This is a genomic window from Streptomyces sp. NPDC002055, from assembly GCF_040296705.1.
Classification (GTDB): domain Bacteria; phylum Actinomycetota; class Actinomycetes; order Streptomycetales; family Streptomycetaceae; genus Streptomyces.
Genome location: NZ_JBEOXS010000013.1, coordinates 74646 through 95598, shown reverse-complemented (window position 1 = coordinate 95598; position 20953 = coordinate 74646). Strand labels below are relative to the sequence as shown.

Genomic DNA, 20953 nt, shown 5'->3' with positions numbered 1-20953 from the left:
AGCGGGAGGCGCCGCACGACGGGCGGCGCCGCGCCGGGGGCCACCGGGGCCGTCCGACCCCTGGCGTACGCTGGATCGGTCCGACTGTGCCATTTCGGGGGGCGACCCCCGGACGCCCGAAAACCTTCCGGAAGGGACGTCCCCGGTGAGCGAGAGCGCCGACCTCCAGTCCGTCCTCGACCGCGCCGCAGCCGGTGGCCGCATCACCCCGGAGGAGGCGCTCGACCTGTACCGGTCGGCGCCGCTGCACGCGCTGGGCGCTGCCGCCGACGCCGTGCGCCGCCGCCGCTACGCCGGCACCGAGCACATCGCGACGTACATCATCGAGCGCAACATCAACTACACCAACGTCTGCGTGACGGCGTGCAAGTTCTGCGCCTTCTACGCCCCGCCGAAGAGCGACAAGGGCTGGACGCGCGACCTCGACGACATCCTGCGCCGCTGCGCGGAGACCGTCGAACTCGGCGGCACCCAGGTGATGTTCCAGGGCGGGCACCACCCCGACTTCGGCGTCGAGTACTACGAGGAGCACTTCTCCGCGATCAAGAAGGCGTTCCCGCAGCTGGTCATCCACTCGCTCGGCGCGTCCGAGGTCGAGCACATGGCCCGGATCTCCGGGGTATCGGTCGAGGACGCCATCACGCGCATCCACGCCGCCGGGCTCGACTCCTTCGCCGGAGCCGGCGCCGAACTGCTCCCGGCCCGCCCCCGCAAGGCCATCGCCCCGCTCAAGGAGTCCGGCGAGCGCTGGCTGGAGATCATGGAGACGGCGCACGGGCTGGGCGTGGAGTCCACCTCGACGATGCTGATGGGCACCGGGGAGACCAACGCCGAGCGGATCGAGCACCTCCGGATGATCCGCGACGTCCAGGACCGTACGGGCGGCTTCCGCGCCTTCATCCCGTACACCTACCAGCCGGAGAACAACCATCTGAAGGGCCGGACGCAGGCCACCCTCTTCGAGTACCTGCGGATGATCGCCATCGCGCGGCTCTTCTTCGACAACGTCGCCCACATCCAGGGCTCCTGGCTCACCACCGGCAAGGAGGTCGGCCAGCTGTCCCTGCACTACGGCGCGGACGACCTCGGTTCGGTGATGCTCGAGGAGAACGTGGTCTCCTCCGCGGGCGCCAAGCACCGCTCCAACCTGCGCGAGATCATCGACATGATCCGGGCGTCCGGGCGGGTCCCCGCGCAGCGCAACACCACCTACCAGCACCTGGCCGTGCACGACGACCCGGCGAACGACCCGGTCGACGACAAGGTCGTCTCGCACTTCTCCTCGACGGCGATCGCCGGCGGCACCGCGCACCCGGAGCTCAAGCTCATCGACGCGAGCTGAGCACCGCGTGCTGACCGTCCACATCGCCGACGCCGTCTGGCCGGGCCCCGGCCGGGAGCCGGTGCCGGGCGGTGCGGTCGCGGTCAGCGGCACGCGGGTGGCGGCCGTCGGGCCGTACGCGGCGGTGGTCGCGGAACACCCCGGCGCGCGCGTGCGGCGCTGGCCGGGGCTGCTCACGCCCGGGCTGGTCAACCGCCGCGCCCCCGAACTGCTCGAAGAGATCTACCACCCCGATCCGCGGGAGGCCGACCGGCTCGGGACCGAGCCGGTGCGGTCCCCGGACCTGCTCGACGCGCTCGCGCTGACGCCCGCGCAGTGGGCGGGCAGCGCCCGGCGCGGACTGCAGCGGATGCTGGGGCACGGCACGACCGCGGTGACCGGCCCGTTCCGCTCCCCGGCGGTCCGCACCGCGGTGACGCGCGCCGGGCTGGTCCTGCTCGCCCCGCCCGCGGGTGCGGGGGCTGGTGCGGTTGTCGGCGCGGGGAGTGCCGGTGATGCGTCGCTCGACCCGTTGGACGCGATGGGGACCCCGGCGGGGGAGCTGCCGGAGGCGGTCCTCGCGGGGAGCCTGGAGCCCGGCGCGCGTGCGGACTTCGCCGTTTTCGACGTGCCGGTCGGGGAGTTCGACGTGCCGGTCGGGGAGGCGGCCGTCGGCGGGTACGCCGCCGAGGGGCCATCGGCCGAACCGGACGTGGACGTACCCGCCGCGGTGACCGAACTGGTCGAGCGGGGAGCGGGCAGCTGCGTCGCCACGGTGCTCGGCGGGCGGCTCGTCCACCGGCAGCGGTAGTTCGTCGGCGACACCCAGTCCGTCCGCGGCGCTGGTCGTCGGTGGTGCTGGTCGTCGGCGGTGCTCGGTCGTCGGTAGCGCTGATCCGTCGGTGGAGCTCGGTCGTCGGCAGTGCCCGTTCGCGTATCCACGTGCGGTTCCGGAGCCGGACGAGCGGGGCGGCCGGCGGATTTCTGCGCTTTCCGTAGGACACGGGCGGGCGTCAGTGGCCTGACGTACGCTCATATGTCCCGGAACACACGGTCGTTGCCGGGAACCGGCAGGGTGGTGGCACGAGTCCGTACCGACGTCGGTGATCTCCTAGTCACGGAGGGCGATATGCCGCCGTTCTGCCCCCACTGCGCAACAGAACTCCCCGCTGAGGCCCGTTTCTGCATGGCGTGCGGACGGGAAGCCGGGCAGGCGGCCGACACATCCGCGGAGCCGGTGTCCGCGGCCCCGGTGCGAGTGGAGGGTGAGCCCACCGCCCCGGAGCCCGCGGACGGTGAGTCGGTGGATCAGGAGTCCACGAGCCGTGGGTCCGCGGGGGAGAGCGAGGACGATCACGAGCCGACGGTGGTGGTCCCGGCCGGCTCCGGGGCCGACTCCCGGGCGGCGTCCGGCGAGGCGTCGTCCGAGGCGTCGCCCGAGGGCGGAGCTGCCGCCGCCGAAGCCGCCACCACCCGGTTCGAGGCCGGGGGCGCGGTGGTCCCCGCCCCGGCGCAGGCCGTCGGACCCGCCGCCGCTCAGCCCGGTGAGGTGGACCCCCACAGCCCGACCGTGGCCGGGGTGCAGCATCCGGCACCGACGTTGATCGGGCCCCGGGCGCAGCCGCAGCAGCCGGCCCAGGCCGGTGTGCCGGCTCCGCCGGCGCTGATCGCGACGCCGTCGCCCCGGCCGCCTGCCGCCCGCAATCGCCTGGTCACCTGGGGAGTCCTGGTCCTGGCCGCCTTCGTGGTGGGCGGCGTGGCCACGGCGGGGGCCCTCGTCCTGCGCGGTGGTGACAAGGGCGGCACAGCGGCCGGGCCCGGCGACGACAAGCCCTCGGCGGTGCGGAGCGCGGCCCCGGCCACGCCGGGGCCCGGTGCGTCGACGGTGGGCGCCGTCCCGTCGGTCTCGGCCGGCGTTTCCCCGCCCGCGCAGTCGCCGTCCTCGACCGCCCCCGCCGCGGTGCCGGTCACCCCCGGCCCGGCCTCGGAGGCCGGGCTCCCCGAGAACTACCGGCTGGCCCGCGATCCGCAGGGCTTCTCCCTCGGGGTACCCCGGTTCTGGCAGCGGGAGGTCAGCGGCGGTCAGATCGACTACCGGGGCACGACCGGCAACTCGTATCTGCGGATGGGCATCCGCAGCACCGCCCAGTCCTCCTACGACCACTTCCTGGAGCTCCAGGACATCGTCCGGAAGAAGAGCGCCGACTACCGGAACGTGGAGCTGACCGAGAACACGTTCCAGGGGCGCCCCGGCGCCCGCTGGGAGTTCACCTGGACCGAGAAGGGCACCGGACGGACGATGCACGCCATCGACCAGTCGTACGTGACCGAGGACGGCACCGAGTACGCGATCTACTTCCAGGAGCGGGACGACATGTGGCGCGTGGCCCGGGAGGTCTTCGACGTCGCGCTGAACACCTGGTCCGTGGGCTGACGCTGCCAGGGGAGCGGGAGCGGGAGCGGGAGCGGGGAGTGGGGAGCGGGGAGCGGGTGAGCCGGGCGCCGGCTTCTCCTCCGCCCCGCGCGCCCGCCCCCGCGCGCCCGGGGACCGGCCGCGCAGGCCCGCCGCCTCGGCCGCCGTCTCCGCGCCCGCCCCGCGCCCGCCCTGCGTCCGCGAACTGTGCCCGTCCCCGCGAACCGGGCCTGCCCCGCGCCTGCCCCGCGCCCGCGAACCGGGCCTACCCCGCGTCCGCGAACCGCGCCCGCCCCGGGCCCGCCCCGCGCCCGCGAACCGGGCCGGCGCCGTTCCGTCGGGCCCGTCGAGCCCCTGCCGTCGCCGGCCGGGGCCGCCTGCCAGAATGGGGCGCGTGACCCGAGCCTCCCTGGACAAGCAGCCGCACGAAGTCGCCGCGATGTTCGACGATGTGGCGGCCAAGTACGACCTCACCAACGACGTGCTGTCGCTCGGCCAGGCACGGCTCTGGCGCAAGGCGGTGGCCCAGGCCGTCGCCGCCCGCCCCGCCGAGCGGGTCCTGGACCTCGCGGCCGGGACGGCCACCTCCTCGCAGCCCTTCGTCGAGGCCGGCGCCTACGTCGTGCCCTGCGACTTCTCCATCGGCATGCTGCGCGAGGGCAAGAAGCGCCACCCCCACATGCCGTTCACCGCGGGGGACGCGACCCGGCTGCCGTTCGCGGACGCCTCCTTCGACGCGGTCACCATCTCCTTCGGGCTGCGCAACGTGCAGGACACCGACACGGCCTTCGCCGAGCTGCTGCGCGTCACTAAGCCGGGCGGCCGGGTCGTGGTGTGCGAGTTCAGCCATCCCACCTGGCAGCCGTTCCGCACGGTCTACACCGAGTACCTGATGCGGGCCCTGCCGCCGATCGCGACCGCGGTCAGCAGCAACCCCGACGCGTACGTCTACCTCGCCGAGTCCATCCGGTCCTGGCCGGACCAGCCCGCGCTCGCGGCGCGGATGCAGAAGGCCGGCTGGTCCAAGGTGGCGTGGCGCAATCTCACCGGTGGCGTCGTGGCGCTGCACCGGGCCGTCCGTCCCTGATGGAGCCGGACTACCAGGCCGTACTGGAGCAGGTCGCGGAGGACATCGCGCCGCAGATCGGCCACGGCCGCCCCGCGGAGTACATCCCGGCCCTGTCCACGGTCGACCCGCAGCGGTTCGGCATGGCGCTCGCCGATGTGCACGGGCAGGTGTACGGGGTGGGGGACTGGCAGGAGCCGTTCTCCACGCAGAGCATCACCAAGGTCTTCACGCTGGCGCTGGCCCTGGCGCGCGGCGGCGACAGCCTGTGGCAGCGGGTGGGCCGCGAGCCGTCCGGCAACCCGTTCAACTCGCTGGTGCAGCTGGAGTACGAGAACGGCATTCCGCGCAATCCCTTCATCAACGCGGGCGCCCTGGTGGTCACCGACCGGCTGCACGGCCTCACCGGCGACGCCCGGGGCGCCCTGCTGGACTTCCTGCGCACGGAGAGCGGCAACGACCGGCTGGACTTCGCGCCCGAGGTGGCCGAGTCGGAGGCCGGGCACGGCGACCGCAACGCCGCCCTGGGCTACTTCATGGCCAGCTGCGGCAACATGGACAACCCCGTGCCGACCGTCCTCGACCACTACTTCTGGCAGTGCTCCATCGAGATGAACTGCGCCGACCTGGCGCTCGCCGGGGGCTTCCTGGCGCGGCACGGCGTGCGGGCGGACGGCACGCGGCTGCTGACCCGGAGCGAGGCCAAGCAGGTCAACGCGGTGATGCTGACCTGCGGCACCTATGACGCCGCGGGCGAGTTCGCCTACCGGGTGGGCCTGCCGGGCAAGAGCGGCGTCGGCGGCGGCGTCCTCGCGGTGCTGCCGGGGCGGGCGACGCTGTGCGTGTACAGCCCGGGGCTGGACGCGCGGGGGAACTCGGTGGTGGGCGTGGCGGCGCTGGACCGCTTCACGACCCTGACCGGGCTCTCCGTCTTCTGACCTCCGCTCCGGCGGGCGCATCGCAGGAGCGTGCGCGCTGCCGGAGGGCGCGCCCCGCTGGGTCGGGAGCTCCGCCGGATCGCGCCCCCGCCGGATCGCGCGCCCCGCTGAGCCGGGCGCCCCGCCGGGTCCCGCGCCCGCCGGGCCGGGTGTCCCACCGGCCCGGGCGCCGGACGTCATCGGCCGATGGGCAGCCCCACCGGCTCCTTGATCCGCTTCATCACGATCTGCGAGTTCACCTCCGTCACCCCCGGCAGCGCCGTGATCCGCTCGATCCACAGCCGCTCGTAGGTGTCGATGTCGGCGACCGCGATCCGCAGCAGACATCCGGGGCTGCCGAAGAGCCGGTACGCCTCGACGACGTCCGGCAGGTTCTGGAGCGCCTCCTCGAAGGCCTCCACGCTCTCCCGGTCCCGCCGCACCTCCACCGAGACCAGCACCTCGAAGCCCCGCCCGACGGCCTTCGGGTCGACCACGGCGCGGTAGCCCCGGATCACCCCGTCGTGCTCCAGCTGCCGCACCCGGCGCAGACAGGGCGAGGGGGTCAGGCCGACCCGCTGGGCGAGCTCCTGGTTGGTCAGCCGGCCGTCCCGCTGGAGCTCGCGCACAATGTTGCGATCGATCTCGTCCATGTGAGCAATTATCTGCCACGTTCTGGCAATGGAATGTGAAGTTCAGCCATCCAATGCCAAGCGGAAACGCCTATTCTTGCCCGTTGGCCGTATGCAGCACGGTATGGACGGGAAGAGGGTGAGCAGGGCATGCGACGAGTCGTCGTGGTGACCACCGGCGGGACGATAGCCAGCCGCTGGCAGGGCAACGGGTACGCCGCCGACGCGGCCGGACAGGACGTGCTCGCCACGGCCGCCCTCCCCGAGGGCGTCGAGGCCCGGGTCGTCGATCTCTTCACCGTCAACAGCCCCCGGCTGACCACCGGCCATCAGCTCGTCCTGCTGCACACCGTCCACGAGATCCTGCAGGACCCGGCCGTCGACGGCATCGTCGTCACCCATGGCACGGACACCCTGGAGGAGTCGGCGTTCCTGCTCGACCTCCACCACGGCGACCGGCGCCCGGTCGTCTTCACCGGCGCCCAGCGCCCGCTGGAGGCCGCCGACGGCGACGCCGCCGGCAACCTCTACGACGCGCTGCTCACCGCGGCGCACGTGCAGGACCTCGGCACCCTCGCGGTCTTCGCCGGCCGGGTGCACGCCGCCCGGGGCACGGTGAAGACCCAGACCGTGGCCGCCGACGCCTTCGCCGACCCGTCGAACGCCGCGGTCGGAAAGATCGGCTTCGGCCGCGTCGAGGTGCTGCGCCGGCCGGTGCGCTCCGAGCCGCTGGCGCTGCCCGCCGCGGCCGCCGAGGTGCCGCGCGTGGACATGGTCATGCACCACACCGACGCCGACCCGCTGCTCTTCGACGCGGCCGTGCGGGCCGGGGCGCAGGGCATCGTGCTGGTGGCCACCGGCGCGGGCAACGCCACCCCGGAGTTCACCGAGGCCGTGGACCGCGCGGTCGCCCGTGGGGTGCTGGTGGCGCTGACCACCCGGGTCCCGGCGGGCCCGATCACGCCGATCTACACCGGTGGCGGCGCGGTGGACCTGATCGCGGCGGGTGCGGTGCCGACCGGCACGCTGCGGGCGGGCCAGGCCCGGATCGCCGTGCTGTCCGCGCTGCTGTCCGCCACGGACCCGGCCGAGCGCACCGCCGTCCTGCGGCGCATCGCGGACCCCAGCACCTCCGACGTCCCGGTCGTGGAGGCCGGCTGACGGGCCGACGGCGCGCGCCCGTCCTACGCGCCCCCGCCTGCCCGGCACCGCCGCCCCGCCAACTTCTCGCCCAACTCCCCGCACCCGGCGCCGTCCGGAAGCCCGCCGACGCTCCGGAACGGCCCGACGCTCCGGAACAGCCCCATGCTCCGGAACAGCGACGCTCCGGAACAGGGGCGAAAACCGCCGTACCCCCGTGCCCCCGCCCGTCCGCGGACGAGCCGGGGCGACCGGGTGCCGTGCCGCCGTCCGGAGGGCCCGTTCTAGACTGCGGAGATCCCGTTTTCTCCGCCGTGAGCGACGCCCGCCGAGAGCACCAGGAGTGCCGACGTGACCGACACCGACCTCAACGAGCGCAGCGCCGATGTGATCGTCGTCGGGGCCGGGCCAGCCGGGTCCACCACCGCCTACCACCTCGCGAAGGCCGGACTCGACGTCCTGCTCCTGGAGAAGACGGCCTTCCCCCGGGAGAAGGTCTGCGGTGACGGCCTCACCCCGCGGGCCACCAAGCAGCTCGTCGCCATGGGCATCGACATCTCCGAAGAGGCGGGCTGGCTGCGGAACAAGGGCCTGCGCATCATCGGCGGCGGCGTCCGGCTCCAGCTCGACTGGCCGGAGCTCGCCTCGTTCCCGGACTACGGACTCGTCCGCAAGCGCGACGACTTCGACGAGCAGCTCGCCCGCCAGGCGCAGAAGGCCGGCGCGCGGCTGTACGAGCGCTGCAACGTCGGCGCCCCGGTCCTCGACCCCCGCACCGGCCGGATCACCGGAGTCGAGGCGAAGCTCGGCGAGGAGAAGCTGCCGGTCACCTTCCACGCGCCGCTGGTGGTCGCCGCCGACGGCAACTCCACCCGGCTGTCCCTGGCGATGGGGCTGCACCGGCGCGAGGACCGGCCGATGGGCGTGGCCGTGCGGACGTACTTCACCTCGCCCCGGCACGACGACGACTACCTGGAGTCCTGGCTGGAGCTGTGGGACCGGCGGGACGGCGCCGAGCGGCTGCTCCCCGGCTACGGCTGGATCTTCGGCATGGGCGACGGCACGTCCAACGTCGGCCTCGGCGTGCTCAACACCTCCGCCTCCTTCAAGGAGCTGGACTGGCGCGAGGTGCTCAAGGCCTGGTGCGCGTCGATGCCGGAGGACTGGGGCTACACCCCGGAGAACATGACCTGCCCGATCCGGGGTGCCGCGCTCCCCATGGCGTTCAACCGGCAGCCGCACTACACCAAGGGCCTGCTGCTGGTCGGTGACGCGGGCGGGCTGGTCAACCCGTTCAACGGCGAGGGCATCGCCTATGCGATGGAATCCGGGCAGATCGCCGCGGAGGTCATCACCCAGGCGCACGCCCGGGCGACGCCCGCGCAGCGGGAACTCGCGCTGCGCGCCTACCCGAAGATCCTCAAGGACACCTACGGCGGCTACTACACGCTCGGCCGGGCCTTCGTGAAGCTCATCGGCAACCCGAAGGTGATGAAGGTGGCGACCCAGCGCGGTCTGACCCACCCGATGCTGATGAAGTTCACGCTGAAGATGCTGGCCAACCTCACCGACCCGACGGGCGGGGACGCGATGGACCGCATCATCAACGGCCTGAGCAAGGTGGCGCCGAAAGCCTGAGCAATTCAAGGCCGGGGCGCGCGGCACGAGGCGGGGCGTCCCGGCGTACGGCGGTTGGGCTCTCAGACGTTGACGATCTTCACCTTCGGCGAGCCGGGAAGCTCCTCGGCAGCCTTGCAGAGCGCCGGGATGTGTGACTTGTCGGATGTCACGAGCAGTACCGGGGGTGTGCAGAGTGCGGCCGTGGCCACCACGAGTGCGTCCACAAGGCATTCGTGACCGTCAAGGCCCGAGGCGTCCAGCAGCTTCGCCGCGGCGTCCGTCACCGCGTCGTTGACCGGTTTCACGTCGAACCGCGACAGGAGGAACTGGAGCCGCTTGGCGGCCTCTCCGCTGCGACGGACTTCCAGGGGCGTCAGGGCGGACAGCGCCACTCGTCGGCCACTCTGCTGAGCGACCTCGATGCGTGCCCGCATCCCTTCGTCGCCGTCGACGTGCAGCGAGAGCCCTTGGGCATCCAGGACGAGCGTGCCCTCGCTCTTGGCCTTGATCTTGAGGCGCTTGCTCACCATTCCTGTTCCGCCTGCCGCCGGGCTTCGGCGGAGACGGGGCCGAACGCCTTGCGGTCGGCGGCCACGACCTCGCGGAGCTTCTGCGCGGCGAGCCACTCCTCCAGGGCTTCGGCCACAACGGAGGAGAAGCCGTTCTTGCCGGTGCGCTCCTCGACTTCCTTGATCAGCGATTGCGCAAGCGACACGGATCTCTTACCGGCCCGCTCGGCGGCCTGGTGGGCTACGTGGCTGCTCATGTCTAGAACGTAACACCAGCGGTAGGAAATTTCTCGTCCGATGCTCACCCCGGGGGAACGAAGGCGGCCCCCGAAGGCGTAGCGCGCGCCGCCGCGCAGGCCGCCGGACATCGAGACGGCCCGTCGGCGGCGGCACCCCATCCAGGACAGGACCCATCCAGGACAGGAAACGCTGAGCCGGGACGGGAAACACCGAGGGCCCGACCGGCAGTCCGGTCGGGCCCACGGTGTGTCCGGGCGCCGGGCGCCCGTTCCGCTCTGGTCAGAGCACGCGGCGCGCGCTCGTCGGCGGGTAGTCGTCGAGGTTCTGCTTCACGACGCCCTTGCTGGGGTTGGCGGCGTCGATGTACTGGCCGTCGCCCACGTAGACGGCCACGTGGTAGGCGCTGCCGGTGCCGCCCCAGAAGAGCAGGTCGCCCTGCTGCAGGGAGTCCAGGGACACCTCGGTGCCGGTGGTCGACTGGTCCTGCGAGACGCGCGGCAGGTCGACACCCACGGACTTGAACGCGGCCTGGGTGAGGCTCGAGCAGTCGTACGCCGACGGGCCGGTGGCGCCCATGACATACGCCTTGCCGAGCTGGGCCTCGAGGAAGCTCAGCACCTGCCCGGCGCTGCCGGTGGCGGAGGAGGAGGCGGGGGCGCTCAGGGTGGTGCGCTCCGCGGAACGGGAGGCGCGCTCCTTCGCGGCGGCCTCCGCCTTGCGCTCGGCCTCAGCCTTGCGGTCCGCCTCCTGCTTGGCCTTCTTGGCGGCCTTGCGGGCGACGTCCGCGGCCCGGTCCTGCTGCTCCTGGAGCTCGGCGCGCTGCTGGTAGTCCAGGGCGGCCTGCTCGGTCGCCGCGGAGGACTGGGCGGCCGCGTCGGCGATCGCGGTGGTGACCGTGGGGAGTTCCGCGGTCTCGGCCGCCGCGGGCTCGGCGGCCTGGGCGCCCGACGCGCCGGTCACGGCCAGGGTGCTGAGGACGCCGCCGGCAACTCCGGAGCGCAGCACCCACGAGGTGGCGGTACGGCGGGGCTTCCGGCGGCTGGGTATGTGAGCGGTGTGGGACATGGGACCACGGGTATCAGGGGGCCGCGGTTACCTTCAAGAAACGTGTGCTGCGCCACACTTGTCGCGTACGCGTCGAGATTTGACCCCTATGGATCTCCGCGGGCGCTGTGCGGCACGGAGTCCGCTGTTCCGCTCACATCCGCGATCTAGGCGTTTCGTCGTTTCGCCCGAATTGCTCGCTGCTTACCACCGCTTGCCGTCGGTGGCCAAGCAATGCATTTCCGGCGGGTGAACCGGGGTGGGATAGCTAACAGATCGCCCGCGAATTGAATGCGGTGTCCCCGTCTGTGAACGCATGCACGTACCGGCGATCTTGTGGGCTTCGCGGCCTGTTTCCGTCACATCCGGTCACGCCTGGTCACATCCGGCGCCGGTTCATGCGCTCACCCCCGCCGTCCCCTTGGGGCGCCGACGGTGGCCCGTCGACCCCTCCGTCGCGATCTTCACGCGGGCGGGTGGCGTCTATTTATCAGCTGACGGCTTCCGGGGCGAATTTGCCAGTAAGGCTTCCCTTTGCTAGGCGACCCCCCACCTGACCAGCGGTAACACCCCTGATTGTCACACCTGGTGACGGCTCGGACGCTTCACGTATGAAGATCACCGCTCATCCGCCTTCATGATCGTTCGTCAGGTGGTGGAGATCACAAACTCCCTGCCGCACCCCGTGTCGCAGATCACAGACCGACAGGCATAGGATGCAGGCGACTCGGGCTTGTGAACTGCCTCACATAGCAGCGATCTTCGTGTCGGCAGTGCGCATGTCCGGTCACGGTCCGCAGTCATCGTCGACTGGAAGGAGCGAGGAGCGTGAACGCCTATGCGCCCATCCTCGTGCTCGGCGCCCTCGGGGCAGGCTTCGCGATCTTCTCCGTGGTCATGGCCGGCCTCATCGGTCCCAAGCGCTACAACCGGGCCAAGCTCGAGGCGTACGAGTGCGGAATCGAGCCGACCCCGCAGCCGGCCGGCGGCGGGCGTTTCCCGATCAAGTACTACCTGACGGCGATGCTCTTCATCGTCTTCGACATCGAGATCGTCTTCCTCTATCCCTGGGCGGTCAGCTTCGACGCCCTGGGACTGTTCGGGCTCGTCGAGATGCTCCTCTTCGTGCTCACCGTCTTCGTCGCCTACGCCTATGTCTGGCGTCGTGGCGGCCTGGAATGGGACTAGGGGCCACAACATGGGTATCGAGGAGAAACTGCCGAGCGGTTTCCTGCTGACGACCGTGGAGCAGGCCGCGGGCTGGGTGCGCAAGTCCTCCGTCTTCCCGGCCACGTTCGGTCTCGCCTGCTGCGCCATCGAGATGATGACCACCGGCGCCGGGCGCTACGACCTCGCCCGCTTCGGCATGGAGGTCTTCCGCGGCTCCCCCCGCCAGGCGGATCTGATGATCGTGGCCGGCCGGGTGAGCCAGAAGATGGCCCCGGTGCTGCGGCAGGTCTACGACCAGATGCCGAACCCCAAGTGGGTCATCTCCATGGGCGTCTGCGCCTCCTCCGGAGGCATGTTCAACAACTACGCGATCGTGCAGGGCGTCGACCACATCGTCCCGGTCGACATCTATCTGCCCGGCTGCCCGCCCCGTCCGGAGATGCTGCTGGACGCGATCCTCAAGCTCCACCAGAAGATCCAGGGCGAGAAGCTCGGCGTCAACCGCGAGCAGGCGGCCCGCGAGGCCGAGGAAGCGGCGCGGGCGGCCCTGCCCACCATCGAGATGAAGGGGCTGCTCCGGTGAGTGAGAACAACGGCGTCAACCCCGACCAGGACCTCAACGCCCAGAACCTGCCGGGCCAGCGGGGGGACCACGGCGAGGTCATCGGCACCCGCCGCGGCATGTTCGGCGCGAACAACGGCGGTGACACCAGCGGCTACGGCGGGCTCGTCCGGTCGGTGCGGCTGCCCGGCGCCTCGACCCGGCCGTACGGCGGTCCGAAGGGCGGTGACGGGGCCGGGGAGTTCGACGAGATCGCCGACGAACTCGAGGGCGCCCTGGAGGAACAGGGCCTGGTCCCCGGGAACGCCATCGAGAAGACCGTCGTCGACCGCGGCGAGCTGACCTTCCACATCGCGCGCGAGCACCTGCCGCAGGTGGCCCGGACCCTCCGCGACGATCCGGCGCTCCGCTTCGAACTGTGCACCGGGGTCAGCGGAGTCCACTTCACGGGGGACAAGGGACGGGAGCTGCGCGCCGTCTACCACCTGCGCTCGATCACCCACAACCGGCTGCTCCGGCTGGAGGTGAGCGCCCCCGACAGCGATCCGCACATCCCGTCGATCGTCCCGGTCTACCCGACCAACGACTGGCACGAGCGCGAGACGTACGACTTCTTCGGCATCGTCTTCGACGGCCATCCGGCGCTGACGCGGATCATGATGCCGGACGACTGGCAGGGCTTCCCGCAGCGCAAGGACTACCCGCTCGGCGGCATCCCCGTCGAGTACAAGGGCGCCCAGATCCCGGCTCCCGACCAGCGGAGGTCGTACACCTGATGTCTGCATCGCACGCGACGCCTCCCGCCACCGCACGGGAGACCACCGAAGGCACCGTCTACACCGTCACCGGCGGGGACTGGGACGAGGTCGCGGCCGCCGCCGCCAAGGCGGACGACGAGCGGATCGTCGTCAACATGGGCCCGCAGCACCCGTCCACCCACGGCGTGCTCCGGCTGATCCTGGAGATCGACGGCGAGACGGTCACCGAGGCCCGCTGCGGCATCGGTTACCTCCACACCGGCATCGAGAAGAACCTCGAGTACCGGACGTGGACCCAGGGCACCACGTTCGTCACGCGCATGGACTACCTCACCTCGTTCTACAACGAGACGGCGTACTGCATGGCGGTGGAGAAGCTGCTCGGCATCGAGAACGAGGTCCCGGACCGGGCGACGATCATCCGGGTGCTCCTCATGGAGCTCAACCGGCTCTCCTCCCACCTGGTGTGCATCGCCACCGGCGGCATGGAGCTCGGCGCCACCACGATCATGATCTACGGCTTCCGGGACCGCGAGATGGTCCTGGACCTGTACGAGCTGATCACCGGCCTGCGGATGAACCACGCATACATCCGGCCCGGCGGGCTGGCCCAGGACCTGCCGCCCGGCGCGGTCGACGCGGTCCGCGAGTTCGTCAAGAAGATGCGGAAGAACCTGCCGGAGTACGACAAGCTCGCCACCGGCAACCCGGTCTTCAAGGGCCGCATGCAGGACGTCGGCCACCTGGACCTCGCCGGCTGCATGGCACTCGGCGTCACCGGACCGATCCTGCGCTCCGCCGGACTCCCGCACGACCTGCGCAAGGCGCAGCCGTACTGCGGTTACGAGACCTACGACTTCGAGGTGCCGACCACCGACACCTGCGACGCGTACGGCCGCTTCCTGCTCCGGCTGGAGGAGATGCGGCAGTCGCTGCGGATCGTCGAACAGTGCCTGGACCGGCTGGAGCCCGGGCCGGTGATGGTCGGCGACAAGAAGATCGCCTGGCCCGCCCAGCTCGCGCTCGGGCCCGACGGCCTCGGCAACTCGCTCGACCACATCAAGAAGATCATGGGCACGTCGATGGAGGCCCTGATCCACCACTTCAAGCTCGTCACCGAGGGCTTCCGGGTGCCGCCCGGCCAGGCCTACACGGCCGTGGAGTCGCCCAAGGGCGAGCTGGGCGTGCACGCGGTCAGCGACGGCGGCACGCGTCCGTACCGGGTCCACTTCCGCGACCCGTCGTTCACCAACCTCCAGGCCATGGCGGCGATGTGCGAAGGCGGCCAGGTCGCCGACGTCATCGTGGCCGTGGCCTCCATCGACCCCGTGATGGGAGGCGTCGACCGGTGACAGACGTCAGCTTGGGCCTTCCGCAGATGCCCGCCCCCGACTTCCCGGCCGAGGTGCGGTCCCGGCTGGAGGAGGACGCGCGCGAGGTCATCGCCCGCTACCCCGACAGCCGTTCCGCACTGCTGCCGCTGCTGCACCTCGTCCAGGCGGAGGAGGGGTACGTCACCCGGACCGGTATCCGGTTCTGCGCCGAGATGCTGGGGCTGACCACCGCCGAGGTCACCGCGGTCGCCACCTTCTACTCCATGTACCGGCGCAAGCCGTCGGGGGAGTACCAGGTCGGGGTCTGCACCAACACGCTGTGCGCGGTGATGGGCGGCGACGCCATCTTCAGCGAACTCCAGGAGCACCTCGGCCTCGGCAACGGCGAGACCACCGAGGACGGCAAGGTCACCCTGGAGCACATCGAGTGCAACGCGGCCTGCGACTTCGCCCCCGTGGTGATGGTCAACTGGGAGTTCTTCGACAACCAGACCCCGCAGTCCGCCAAGCAGTTGGTGGACGACCTGCGGGCGGGCCGCACCGCCGAACCCACCCGGGGTGCCCCGCTGTGCACGTTCAAGGAGACCGCCCGGATCCTGGCCGGCTTCCCGGACGAGCGGCCCGGCGCGGTGGACGCCACCGGCGGCGCCGGGGCCCCGTCGCTGGTCGGCCTGCGGCTCGCCAAGGGCGAGGCCGCCCCCGGACGGATCGTCTCGCCGCGCTCCGCACCCCCGCAGGGCGCGGACGAGCAGCAGCCCCCGGCCGGCGGCGAAGCGCCCGCCGGGCACCCCAGCTCGCACGACGCCCCGCACACCACGGCGGCGTCCGACCCCCAGCACCCGGCCGGACCGGTGTCCGAGGAGGGTGAGTGATGACCGTGTCCACCGAACACGACGGCACTTCCCGGCCGGAGACGGGCGGGGGAGCGGCCCCCGAGAAGCTGCTGTCCCCCGTGCTGTCGGCCTTCTGGGACCAGCCGGACTCCTGGACCCTGGAGACCTACCTGCGCCACGACGGCTACGAAGGGCTGCGCGCGGCCCTGGCCATGCCGCCGGACGACGTCATCGCACTGGTCAAGGACGCGGGCCTGCGCGGCCGCGGCGGCGCGGGCTTCCCCACCGGCATGAAGTGGCAGTTCATCCCGCAGGGCGACGGCAAGCCGCACTACCTCGTGGTCAACGCGGACGAGTCCGAGCCCGGCACCTGCAAGGACATCCCGCTTCTCTTCGCCAATCCGCACTCCCTCATCGAGGGCATGATCATCGCCTGCCACGCGATCCGGTCGAGCCATGCGTTCATCTATCTGCGCGGCGAGGTCGTGCCGGTGCTGCGCCGGCTGCACCACGCCGTGGCCGAGGCGTACAAGGCGGGCTACCTCGGCCGGAACGTCCTGGACAGCGGCTTCGACCTGGACATCACCGTGCACGCCGGGGCCGGCGCGTACATCTGCGGTGAGGAGACCGCACTGCTCGACTCGCTGGAGGGACGGCGCGGACAGCCCCGGCTGCGGCCCCCCTTCCCCGCGGTCGCGGGCCTCTACGCCTGCCCCACTGTGGTGAACAACGTCGAGTCCATCGCGTCGGTTCCCGCGATCCTGCACCGGGGCAAGGACTGGTTCCGCTCGATGGGCAGCGAGAAGTCCCCCGGCTTCACGCTCTACTCGCTCTCCGGGCACGTCGCCCGCCCCGGCCAGTACGAGGCGCCGCTCGGCATCACCCTGCGGCAGCTCCTCGACATGAGCGGCGGCATGCGCAAGGGCCACCGGCTCAAGTTCTGGACCCCCGGCGGCTCCTCCACCCCGCTCCTCACCGAGGAGCACCTGGACGTACCGCTCGACTACGAGGGCGTGGGCGCGGCCGGTTCGATGCTCGGCACCAAGGCGCTGCAGTGCTTCGACGAGACGACCTGCGTCGTCCGGGCGGTGACCCGCTGGACCGAGTTCTACGCCCATGAGTCCTGCGGCAAGTGCACGCCCTGCCGCGAAGGCACGTACTGGCTGGTCCAGTTGCTGCGCGACCTGGAGGCCGGCAAGGGGCGGATGACCGACCTCGACAAGCTCAACGACATCGCCGACAACATCAACGGCAAGTCGTTCTGCGCCCTCGGCGACGGCGCCGCCAGCCCCATCTTCTCCTCGCTGAAGTACTTCCGCGAGGAGTACGAGCAGCACGTCACCGGGGGCGGCTGCCCCTTCGACCCGGCGAAGTCCACCGTCTGGGCCGACGACCACAAGACCGCCACCCACAAGGGGGTGCACGCGTAAATGACGATCACGACGAACGCCCCCTCCGGAGGCGGCGAGGCGGCAGTGCCGCCGGAGGACCTCGTCTCCGTCACCATCGACGGCATCGAGATCTCCGTCCCCAAGGGCACCCTGGTGATCCGCGCGGCCGAACTGCTCGGCATCGAGATCCCGCGCTTCTGCGACCACCCGCTCCTCGACCCGGCCGGCGCCTGCCGGCAGTGCATCGTCGAGGTCGAGGGCCAGCGCAAACCCATGGCGTCCTGCACGATCACCTGTACGGACGGGATGGTGGTGCGGACTCAACTCACCTCGCCCGTCGCCGAGAAGGCCCAGCGCGGGGTGATGGAGCTGCTGCTCATCAACCACCCGCTGGACTGCCCGGTCTGCGACAAGGGCGGCGAGTGCCCGCTGCAGAACCAGGCGATGAGCGCCGGGCAGGCCGACACCCGCTTCGAGGGGAAGAAGCGCACCTTCACCAAGCCGGTGCCGATCTCCACCCAGGTGCTGCTGGACCGGGAGCGCTGCGTGCTGTGCGCCCGCTGCACCCGGTTCTCGAACCAGATCGCGGGCGACCCGATGATCGAGCTGCTGGAGCGCGGCGCCCTCCAGCAGGTGGGCACCGGCGAGGGCGACCCCTTCCAGTCGTACTTCTCCGGCAACACCATCCAGATCTGCCCGGTGGGCGCGCTCACCTCCGCCGCGTACCGGTTCCGCTCCCGCCCCTTCGACCTGGTGTCGTCGCCGAGCGTCTGCGAGCACTGCGCGGGCGGCTGCGCCACCCGGACCGACCACCGGCGCGGCAAGGTGATGCGGCGGCTGGCGGCCGACGACCCCGAGGTCAACGAGGAGTGGATCTGCGACAAGGGCCGCTTCGCCTTCCGCTACGCCCAGCGGCCGGACCGGCTCACCACCCCGCTGGTGCGCAACGCCGGGACCGGTGAGCTGGAGGCCGCGAGCTGGCCGGAGGCGGTGGAGGCCGCGGCCCGCGGGCTGGCGGCGGCCCGTGAGCGGTCCGGCGGCGCCGGTGTCGGTGTGCTCACGGGCGGGCGGCTCACCGTCGAGGACGCCTACGCCTACGCCAAGTTCGCCCGGGTCGTGCTCGACACCAACGACATCGACTTCCGCGCCCGGGTGCACAGCGGCGAGGAGGCCGACTTCCTGGCGGCCTACGTCGCGGGGCGCGGCCGGGACCTCGACGGCAGCGGGCCGACCTACGCCGAGCTGGAGAAGGCCCCGGCGGTGCTGCTGGCCGGCTTCGAGTCCGAGGAGGAGGCGCCCGGCGTCTTCCTCCGCCTCCGCAAGGCGCACCGCAAGCACGGCCAGCGGGTGTTCTCGCTGGCCACCCACGCCACCCGGGGGCTGGAGAAGACCGGCGGCACGCTGCTGGGCGCGGCGCCCGGCACCGAGACCACCTGGTTCGCCGCGCTCGCGCGGGCTGACGCCGGCACCGCGCGGGACGGCCTGGACAGCGACGGGCTGCTGGCCGCCGAGGCGCTGCGCACCGAGGGCGCGGTGATCGTCGTCGGCGAGCGGCTGGCCGCGGTGCCGGGTGCGCTCACCGCCGCCGTGGGCGCCGCGAACGCCACCGGCGCCCGGCTGGTGTGGATCCCGCGCCGGGCCGGTGAGCGCGGCGCGCTCGAGGCCGGGGCACTGCCCGGGCTGCTGCCCGGCGGCCGGCCCGCCACCGACCCGCGGGCCCGTGAGGAGACCGCCGCCGCCTGGGGCGTCGGCGGGCTCCCGCAGCGGCCCGGCCGGGACACCGGTCAGATCGTCGAGGCCGCGGCGAGCGGTGAGCTGTCCGCGCTGCTCGTCGCCGGTGTGGAGGTCGCGGACCTGCCCGACCCGCAGCGGGCCCGCCGGGCCCTGGACGAGGTCGGCTTCCTGGTCAGCCTGGAACAGCGGCCGAGCGAGGTCACCGACCGGGCGGACGTCGTCCTTCCGGTGGCCGCCGTCGCCGAGAAGTCCGGCACCTTCCTCAACTGGGAGGGCCGGGCCCGGCCGTTCGAGGCCGCGCTCAAACCGGACCAGATGACCCGGCGCCACGTCCTCCCGGACGCCCGGGTGCTGCACATGATCGCCGACGCGCTGGCCGGCACCGCGGACGCCCCGCCGACCCCGGCCCTGGACCTGCCCGACGTCCGGGCGGCCCGGCGGGAGCTGGACCGGCTCGGCGGCTGGCGCGGCCCGTACGCCACGGCGCCCGGCCGGCCCGCCCAGCCGCTGCCCCGCCCCGACGCGGGCCAGGCGGTGCTCGCCGGCCACCGGCTGCTGCTCGACCGGGGGCGTCTCCAGGACGGTGACGAGGCCCTGGCCGGCACCCGGCACGCGGCGGTCGCCCGGCTCTCCGCAGCCACCGCCGCGGAGGCCGGGATCGCGGACGGCGACCCGGTGCGGGTGACCGGCCCGGCCGGATCGGTCGAACTGCCCCTGCTGATCACCCCGATGCCCGACCGGGTGGTCTGGCTGCCGATGAACTCCGTCGGGCCCGGCGTGACCGACGGTACCGGGGCGCGCCCCGGCGAACTGGTCACCCTCGGTGCGGGCACCGGGGCCGAGACGGCGGAGGTGCGGTCATGAGCGCAGTGACGTCCTGGCGGACCGGGCCGCTGACCTCGCTGGCGGCCGAGGACCTGTCCATGTTCGGGCGGGACCCCTGGTGGCTGGTGCTGATCAAGGCGGTCTTCTGCTTCGCGTTCCTGATGGTGACGGTGCTGTTCTCCATCGTCTGGGAGCGCAAGGTCGTCGCCTGGATGCAGCTGCGGATCGGCCCCAACCGGCACGGCCCCTGGGGCCTCCTCCAGTCCCTCGCGGACGGCATCAAGCTGATGCTCAAGGAGGACGTGGTCGTCAAGCGGGCCGACAAGGTCGTCTACGTCCTGGCGCCGGTCGTCGCCGCGATCCCCGCCTTCATGGCCATCGCGGTGATCCCCTTCGGGCCCGCCGGCAACGAGATCTCGATCCTCGGCCACCGCACCACGATGCAGCTCACCGACCTGCCGATCGCCGTCCTCTACATCCTGGCGGTCGCCTCGGTCGGGATCTACGGCATCGTGCTGGCCGGCTGGTCCTCCGGCTCGACGTACCCGCTGCTCGGCGGCCTGCGCTCCTGCGCGCAGATGATCTCCTACGAGATCGCGATGGGCCTGTCGTTCGCGGCGGTCTTCCTCTACTCCGGGTCGATGTCCACCTCGGCGATCGTCTCGGCGCAGGAGGACCGCTGGTTCGCGGTGCTGCTCCCGGTGTCGTTCCTGATCTACATCGTGGCGATGGTCGGCGAGACCAACCGCGCCCCGTTCGACATGCCGGAGTCCGAGGGCGACCTGGTCGGCGGTTTCAACACCGAGTACAGCTCCATCAAGTTCGCGATGTTCATGCTGGCCGAGTACGTCAACATGGTCACCGTCTCGGCGGTCGCGGTCACCCTCTTCCTGGGCGGCTGGATGGCCCCGTACCCGATCAGCGCGTTCTGGGAGGGGGCGAACCACGGCTGGTGGCCGATGCTCTGGTTCGTCGTCAAGGTCCAGCTGCTGCTGTTCTTCTTCATCTGGGTGCGCGGCACGCTCCCGCGGGTGCGCTACGACCAGTTCATGAAGCTGGGCTGGAAGGTGCTCATCCCGGTCTCGATGGTGTGGCTGATGCTGGTCGCCACGGTCCGGGCGCTGCGCAACGAGAACTACGACTTCCAGGACATCGTGCTGTACGTGGGCGGCGCCGTCATCGCGATCCTGCTGCTCTCCTTCGTCTTCGACATCTTCCGCCACCGCGCGGAGCAGAAGGCCGGGGCCGAGGAGGCACCGCCGGCCGCGTTCGACCCGATGGCGGGCGGCTTCCCGGTGCCGCCGCTGCCCGGACAGACCCTGCCGCCCGTGCCCCGGCGCCGTTCCCGCCAGGAGCGGACGCTCGTCGGGAACGGTCCGGCGGAGACCCCCGCCGAGGGCAAGGAGGCCGACGGTGCCTGAGTTCCGCGGCGCGGACCGCCGTC

General features: G+C 71.9%; 19 protein-coding genes and 1 pseudogene. 16 read left to right on the top strand and 4 right to left on the bottom strand.

The genetic code is table 11. From position 1 onward, the window contains the following. The first annotated feature begins 145 nt into the window (after window positions 1–145). The 6 genes and pseudogenes from mqnC to ABT112_RS10590 all read left to right on the top strand — a co-directional run bounded on the left by mqnC (window position 146) and on the right by ABT112_RS10590 (window position 5738). Window positions 146–1342, top strand: coding sequence for a cyclic dehypoxanthinyl futalosine synthase (mqnC, locus tag ABT112_RS10615; RefSeq protein WP_351507789.1), 1197 nt, complete (start codon window positions 146–148; stop codon window positions 1340–1342). A gap of 7 nt (window positions 1343–1349) precedes the next feature. Continuing rightward, window positions 1350–2132 (top strand): amidohydrolase family protein, encoded by a 783-nt coding sequence (locus ABT112_RS10610; RefSeq protein WP_351507787.1) that lies wholly within the window; start codon window positions 1350–1352, stop codon window positions 2130–2132. 225 nt (window positions 2133–2357) lie between these two features. Then, window positions 2358–2519 (top strand): annotated as a pseudogene (locus ABT112_RS10605) (zinc ribbon domain-containing protein); the annotation flags it as partial. A gap of 105 nt (window positions 2520–2624) precedes the next feature. Then, window positions 2625–3755, top strand: coding sequence for a serine/threonine kinase C-terminal domain-containing protein (locus ABT112_RS10600; RefSeq protein WP_351507921.1), 1131 nt, complete (start codon window positions 2625–2627; stop codon window positions 3753–3755). A gap of 373 nt (window positions 3756–4128) precedes the next feature. After that, a complete protein-coding gene (locus ABT112_RS10595; RefSeq protein ID WP_351507785.1) occupies window positions 4129–4821 on the top strand; it encodes a demethylmenaquinone methyltransferase in 693 nt (230 codons plus the stop codon). After that, complete coding sequence (locus ABT112_RS10590) at window positions 4821–5738, top strand: glutaminase (protein WP_351507908.1); 918 nt, start codon at window positions 4821–4823, stop codon at window positions 5736–5738. Before ABT112_RS10595 ends, ABT112_RS10590 begins: the two co-directional genes overlap by 1 nt. A 176-nt stretch (window positions 5739–5914) precedes the next feature. Here ABT112_RS10590 and ABT112_RS10585 read toward each other — a convergent pair whose 3' ends face one another. Beyond that, on the bottom strand, window positions 5915–6370 hold the full coding sequence (locus tag ABT112_RS10585; protein WP_351507783.1) for an Lrp/AsnC family transcriptional regulator: 456 nt from the start codon (window positions 6368–6370) through the stop codon (window positions 5915–5917). A gap of 129 nt (window positions 6371–6499) precedes the next feature. Between ABT112_RS10585 and ABT112_RS10580 the strand changes: the two genes are divergently transcribed. Then, the gene (locus tag ABT112_RS10580; RefSeq protein ID WP_351507781.1) at window positions 6500–7510 is read left to right on the top strand and encodes an asparaginase; all 1011 of its coding nucleotides are present in this window, start codon (window positions 6500–6502) and stop codon (window positions 7508–7510) included. A 330-nt stretch (window positions 7511–7840) separates the two neighbouring features. Beyond that, a complete protein-coding gene (locus ABT112_RS10575; RefSeq protein ID WP_351507778.1) occupies window positions 7841–9127 on the top strand; it encodes a geranylgeranyl reductase family protein in 1287 nt (428 codons plus the stop codon). A gap of 62 nt (window positions 9128–9189) precedes the next feature. Here the strand turns inward: ABT112_RS10575 and ABT112_RS10570 are convergent, their stop codons facing one another. From ABT112_RS10570 to ABT112_RS10560, 3 genes are all read right to left on the bottom strand, one after another. After that, window positions 9190–9639 carry a PIN domain-containing protein gene (locus ABT112_RS10570; protein WP_351507776.1) on the bottom strand — a complete coding sequence of 150 codons (450 nt, stop codon included), beginning with the start codon at window positions 9637–9639 and terminating at the stop codon, window positions 9190–9192. Continuing rightward, a complete protein-coding gene (locus tag ABT112_RS10565; RefSeq protein WP_351507774.1) occupies window positions 9633–9875 on the bottom strand; it encodes a hypothetical protein in 243 nt (80 codons plus the stop codon). Before ABT112_RS10565 ends, ABT112_RS10570 begins: the two co-directional genes overlap by 7 nt. 262 nt (window positions 9876–10137) lie before the next feature. Then, a complete protein-coding gene (locus tag ABT112_RS10560; protein ID WP_351507771.1) occupies window positions 10138–10923 on the bottom strand; it encodes a C40 family peptidase in 786 nt (261 codons plus the stop codon). Between the two features lie 807 nt (window positions 10924–11730). Between ABT112_RS10560 and ABT112_RS10555 the strand changes: the two genes are divergently transcribed. Genes ABT112_RS10555 through nuoH form a run of 8 tightly spaced genes read left to right on the top strand, consistent with a single transcriptional unit; the run spans window position 11731 to window position 20930 of the window. Then, the gene (locus ABT112_RS10555; protein WP_351507769.1) at window positions 11731–12090 is read left to right on the top strand and encodes an NADH-quinone oxidoreductase subunit A; all 360 of its coding nucleotides are present in this window, start codon (window positions 11731–11733) and stop codon (window positions 12088–12090) included. Between the two features lie 10 nt (window positions 12091–12100). Continuing rightward, on the top strand, window positions 12101–12655 hold the full coding sequence (locus tag ABT112_RS10550) for a NuoB/complex I 20 kDa subunit family protein (protein WP_351507767.1): 555 nt from the start codon (window positions 12101–12103) through the stop codon (window positions 12653–12655). After that, a complete protein-coding gene (locus ABT112_RS10545; RefSeq protein ID WP_351507765.1) occupies window positions 12652–13410 on the top strand; it encodes an NADH-quinone oxidoreductase subunit C in 759 nt (252 codons plus the stop codon). Before ABT112_RS10550 ends, ABT112_RS10545 begins: the two co-directional genes overlap by 4 nt. Further along, window positions 13410–14744, top strand: a complete 1335-nt coding sequence (locus tag ABT112_RS10540) for an NADH-quinone oxidoreductase subunit D (RefSeq protein WP_351507763.1) — start codon at window positions 13410–13412, stop codon at window positions 14742–14744. The genes ABT112_RS10545 and ABT112_RS10540 overlap by 1 nt, the downstream gene beginning before the upstream one ends. A 26-nt stretch (window positions 14745–14770) precedes the next feature. Next, window positions 14771–15598 carry an NADH-quinone oxidoreductase subunit NuoE gene (gene nuoE / locus ABT112_RS10535; RefSeq protein ID WP_351507907.1) on the top strand — a complete coding sequence of 276 codons (828 nt, stop codon included), beginning with the start codon at window positions 14771–14773 and terminating at the stop codon, window positions 15596–15598. Next, window positions 15598–16989: an NADH-quinone oxidoreductase subunit NuoF gene (gene nuoF / locus ABT112_RS10530; RefSeq protein ID WP_351507761.1), complete on the top strand. Its 1392-nt coding sequence runs from the start codon at window positions 15598–15600 to the stop codon at window positions 16987–16989. The genes nuoE and nuoF overlap by 1 nt, the downstream gene beginning before the upstream one ends. Further along, window positions 16990–19548, top strand: coding sequence for an NADH-quinone oxidoreductase subunit G (locus tag ABT112_RS10525; RefSeq protein ID WP_351507759.1), 2559 nt, complete (start codon window positions 16990–16992; stop codon window positions 19546–19548). Continuing rightward, window positions 19545–20930, top strand: coding sequence for an NADH-quinone oxidoreductase subunit NuoH (gene nuoH / locus ABT112_RS10520; RefSeq protein WP_351507757.1), 1386 nt, complete (start codon window positions 19545–19547; stop codon window positions 20928–20930). The genes ABT112_RS10525 and nuoH overlap by 4 nt, the downstream gene beginning before the upstream one ends. Window positions 20931–20953 lie beyond the last annotated feature (23 nt).

Coding starts and splice junctions, on each gene's coding strand:
- ABT112_RS10565 (WP_351507774.1), bottom strand. CDS start 9,875: ATGAGCAGCCACGTAGCCCACCAGGCCGCCGAGCGGGCCGGTAAGAGA.
- ABT112_RS10570 (WP_351507776.1), bottom strand. CDS start 9,639: ATGGTGAGCAAGCGCCTCAAGATCAAGGCCAAGAGCGAGGGCACGCTC.
- nuoE (WP_351507907.1), top strand. CDS start 14,771: ATGCCCGCCCCCGACTTCCCGGCCGAGGTGCGGTCCCGGCTGGAGGAG.
- ABT112_RS10550 (WP_351507767.1), top strand. CDS start 12,101: ATGGGTATCGAGGAGAAACTGCCGAGCGGTTTCCTGCTGACGACCGTG.
- ABT112_RS10585 (WP_351507783.1), bottom strand. CDS start 6,370: ATGGACGAGATCGATCGCAACATTGTGCGCGAGCTCCAGCGGGACGGC.
- ABT112_RS10580 (WP_351507781.1), top strand. CDS start 6,500: ATGCGACGAGTCGTCGTGGTGACCACCGGCGGGACGATAGCCAGCCGC.
- ABT112_RS10525 (WP_351507759.1), top strand. CDS start 16,990: ATGACGATCACGACGAACGCCCCCTCCGGAGGCGGCGAGGCGGCAGTG.
- ABT112_RS10590 (WP_351507908.1), top strand. CDS start 4,821: ATGGAGCCGGACTACCAGGCCGTACTGGAGCAGGTCGCGGAGGACATC.
- ABT112_RS10560 (WP_351507771.1), bottom strand. CDS start 10,923: ATGTCCCACACCGCTCACATACCCAGCCGCCGGAAGCCCCGCCGTACC.
- nuoF (WP_351507761.1), top strand. CDS start 15,598: ATGACCGTGTCCACCGAACACGACGGCACTTCCCGGCCGGAGACGGGC.
- ABT112_RS10540 (WP_351507763.1), top strand. CDS start 13,410: ATGTCTGCATCGCACGCGACGCCTCCCGCCACCGCACGGGAGACCACC.
- nuoH (WP_351507757.1), top strand. CDS start 19,545: ATGAGCGCAGTGACGTCCTGGCGGACCGGGCCGCTGACCTCGCTGGCG.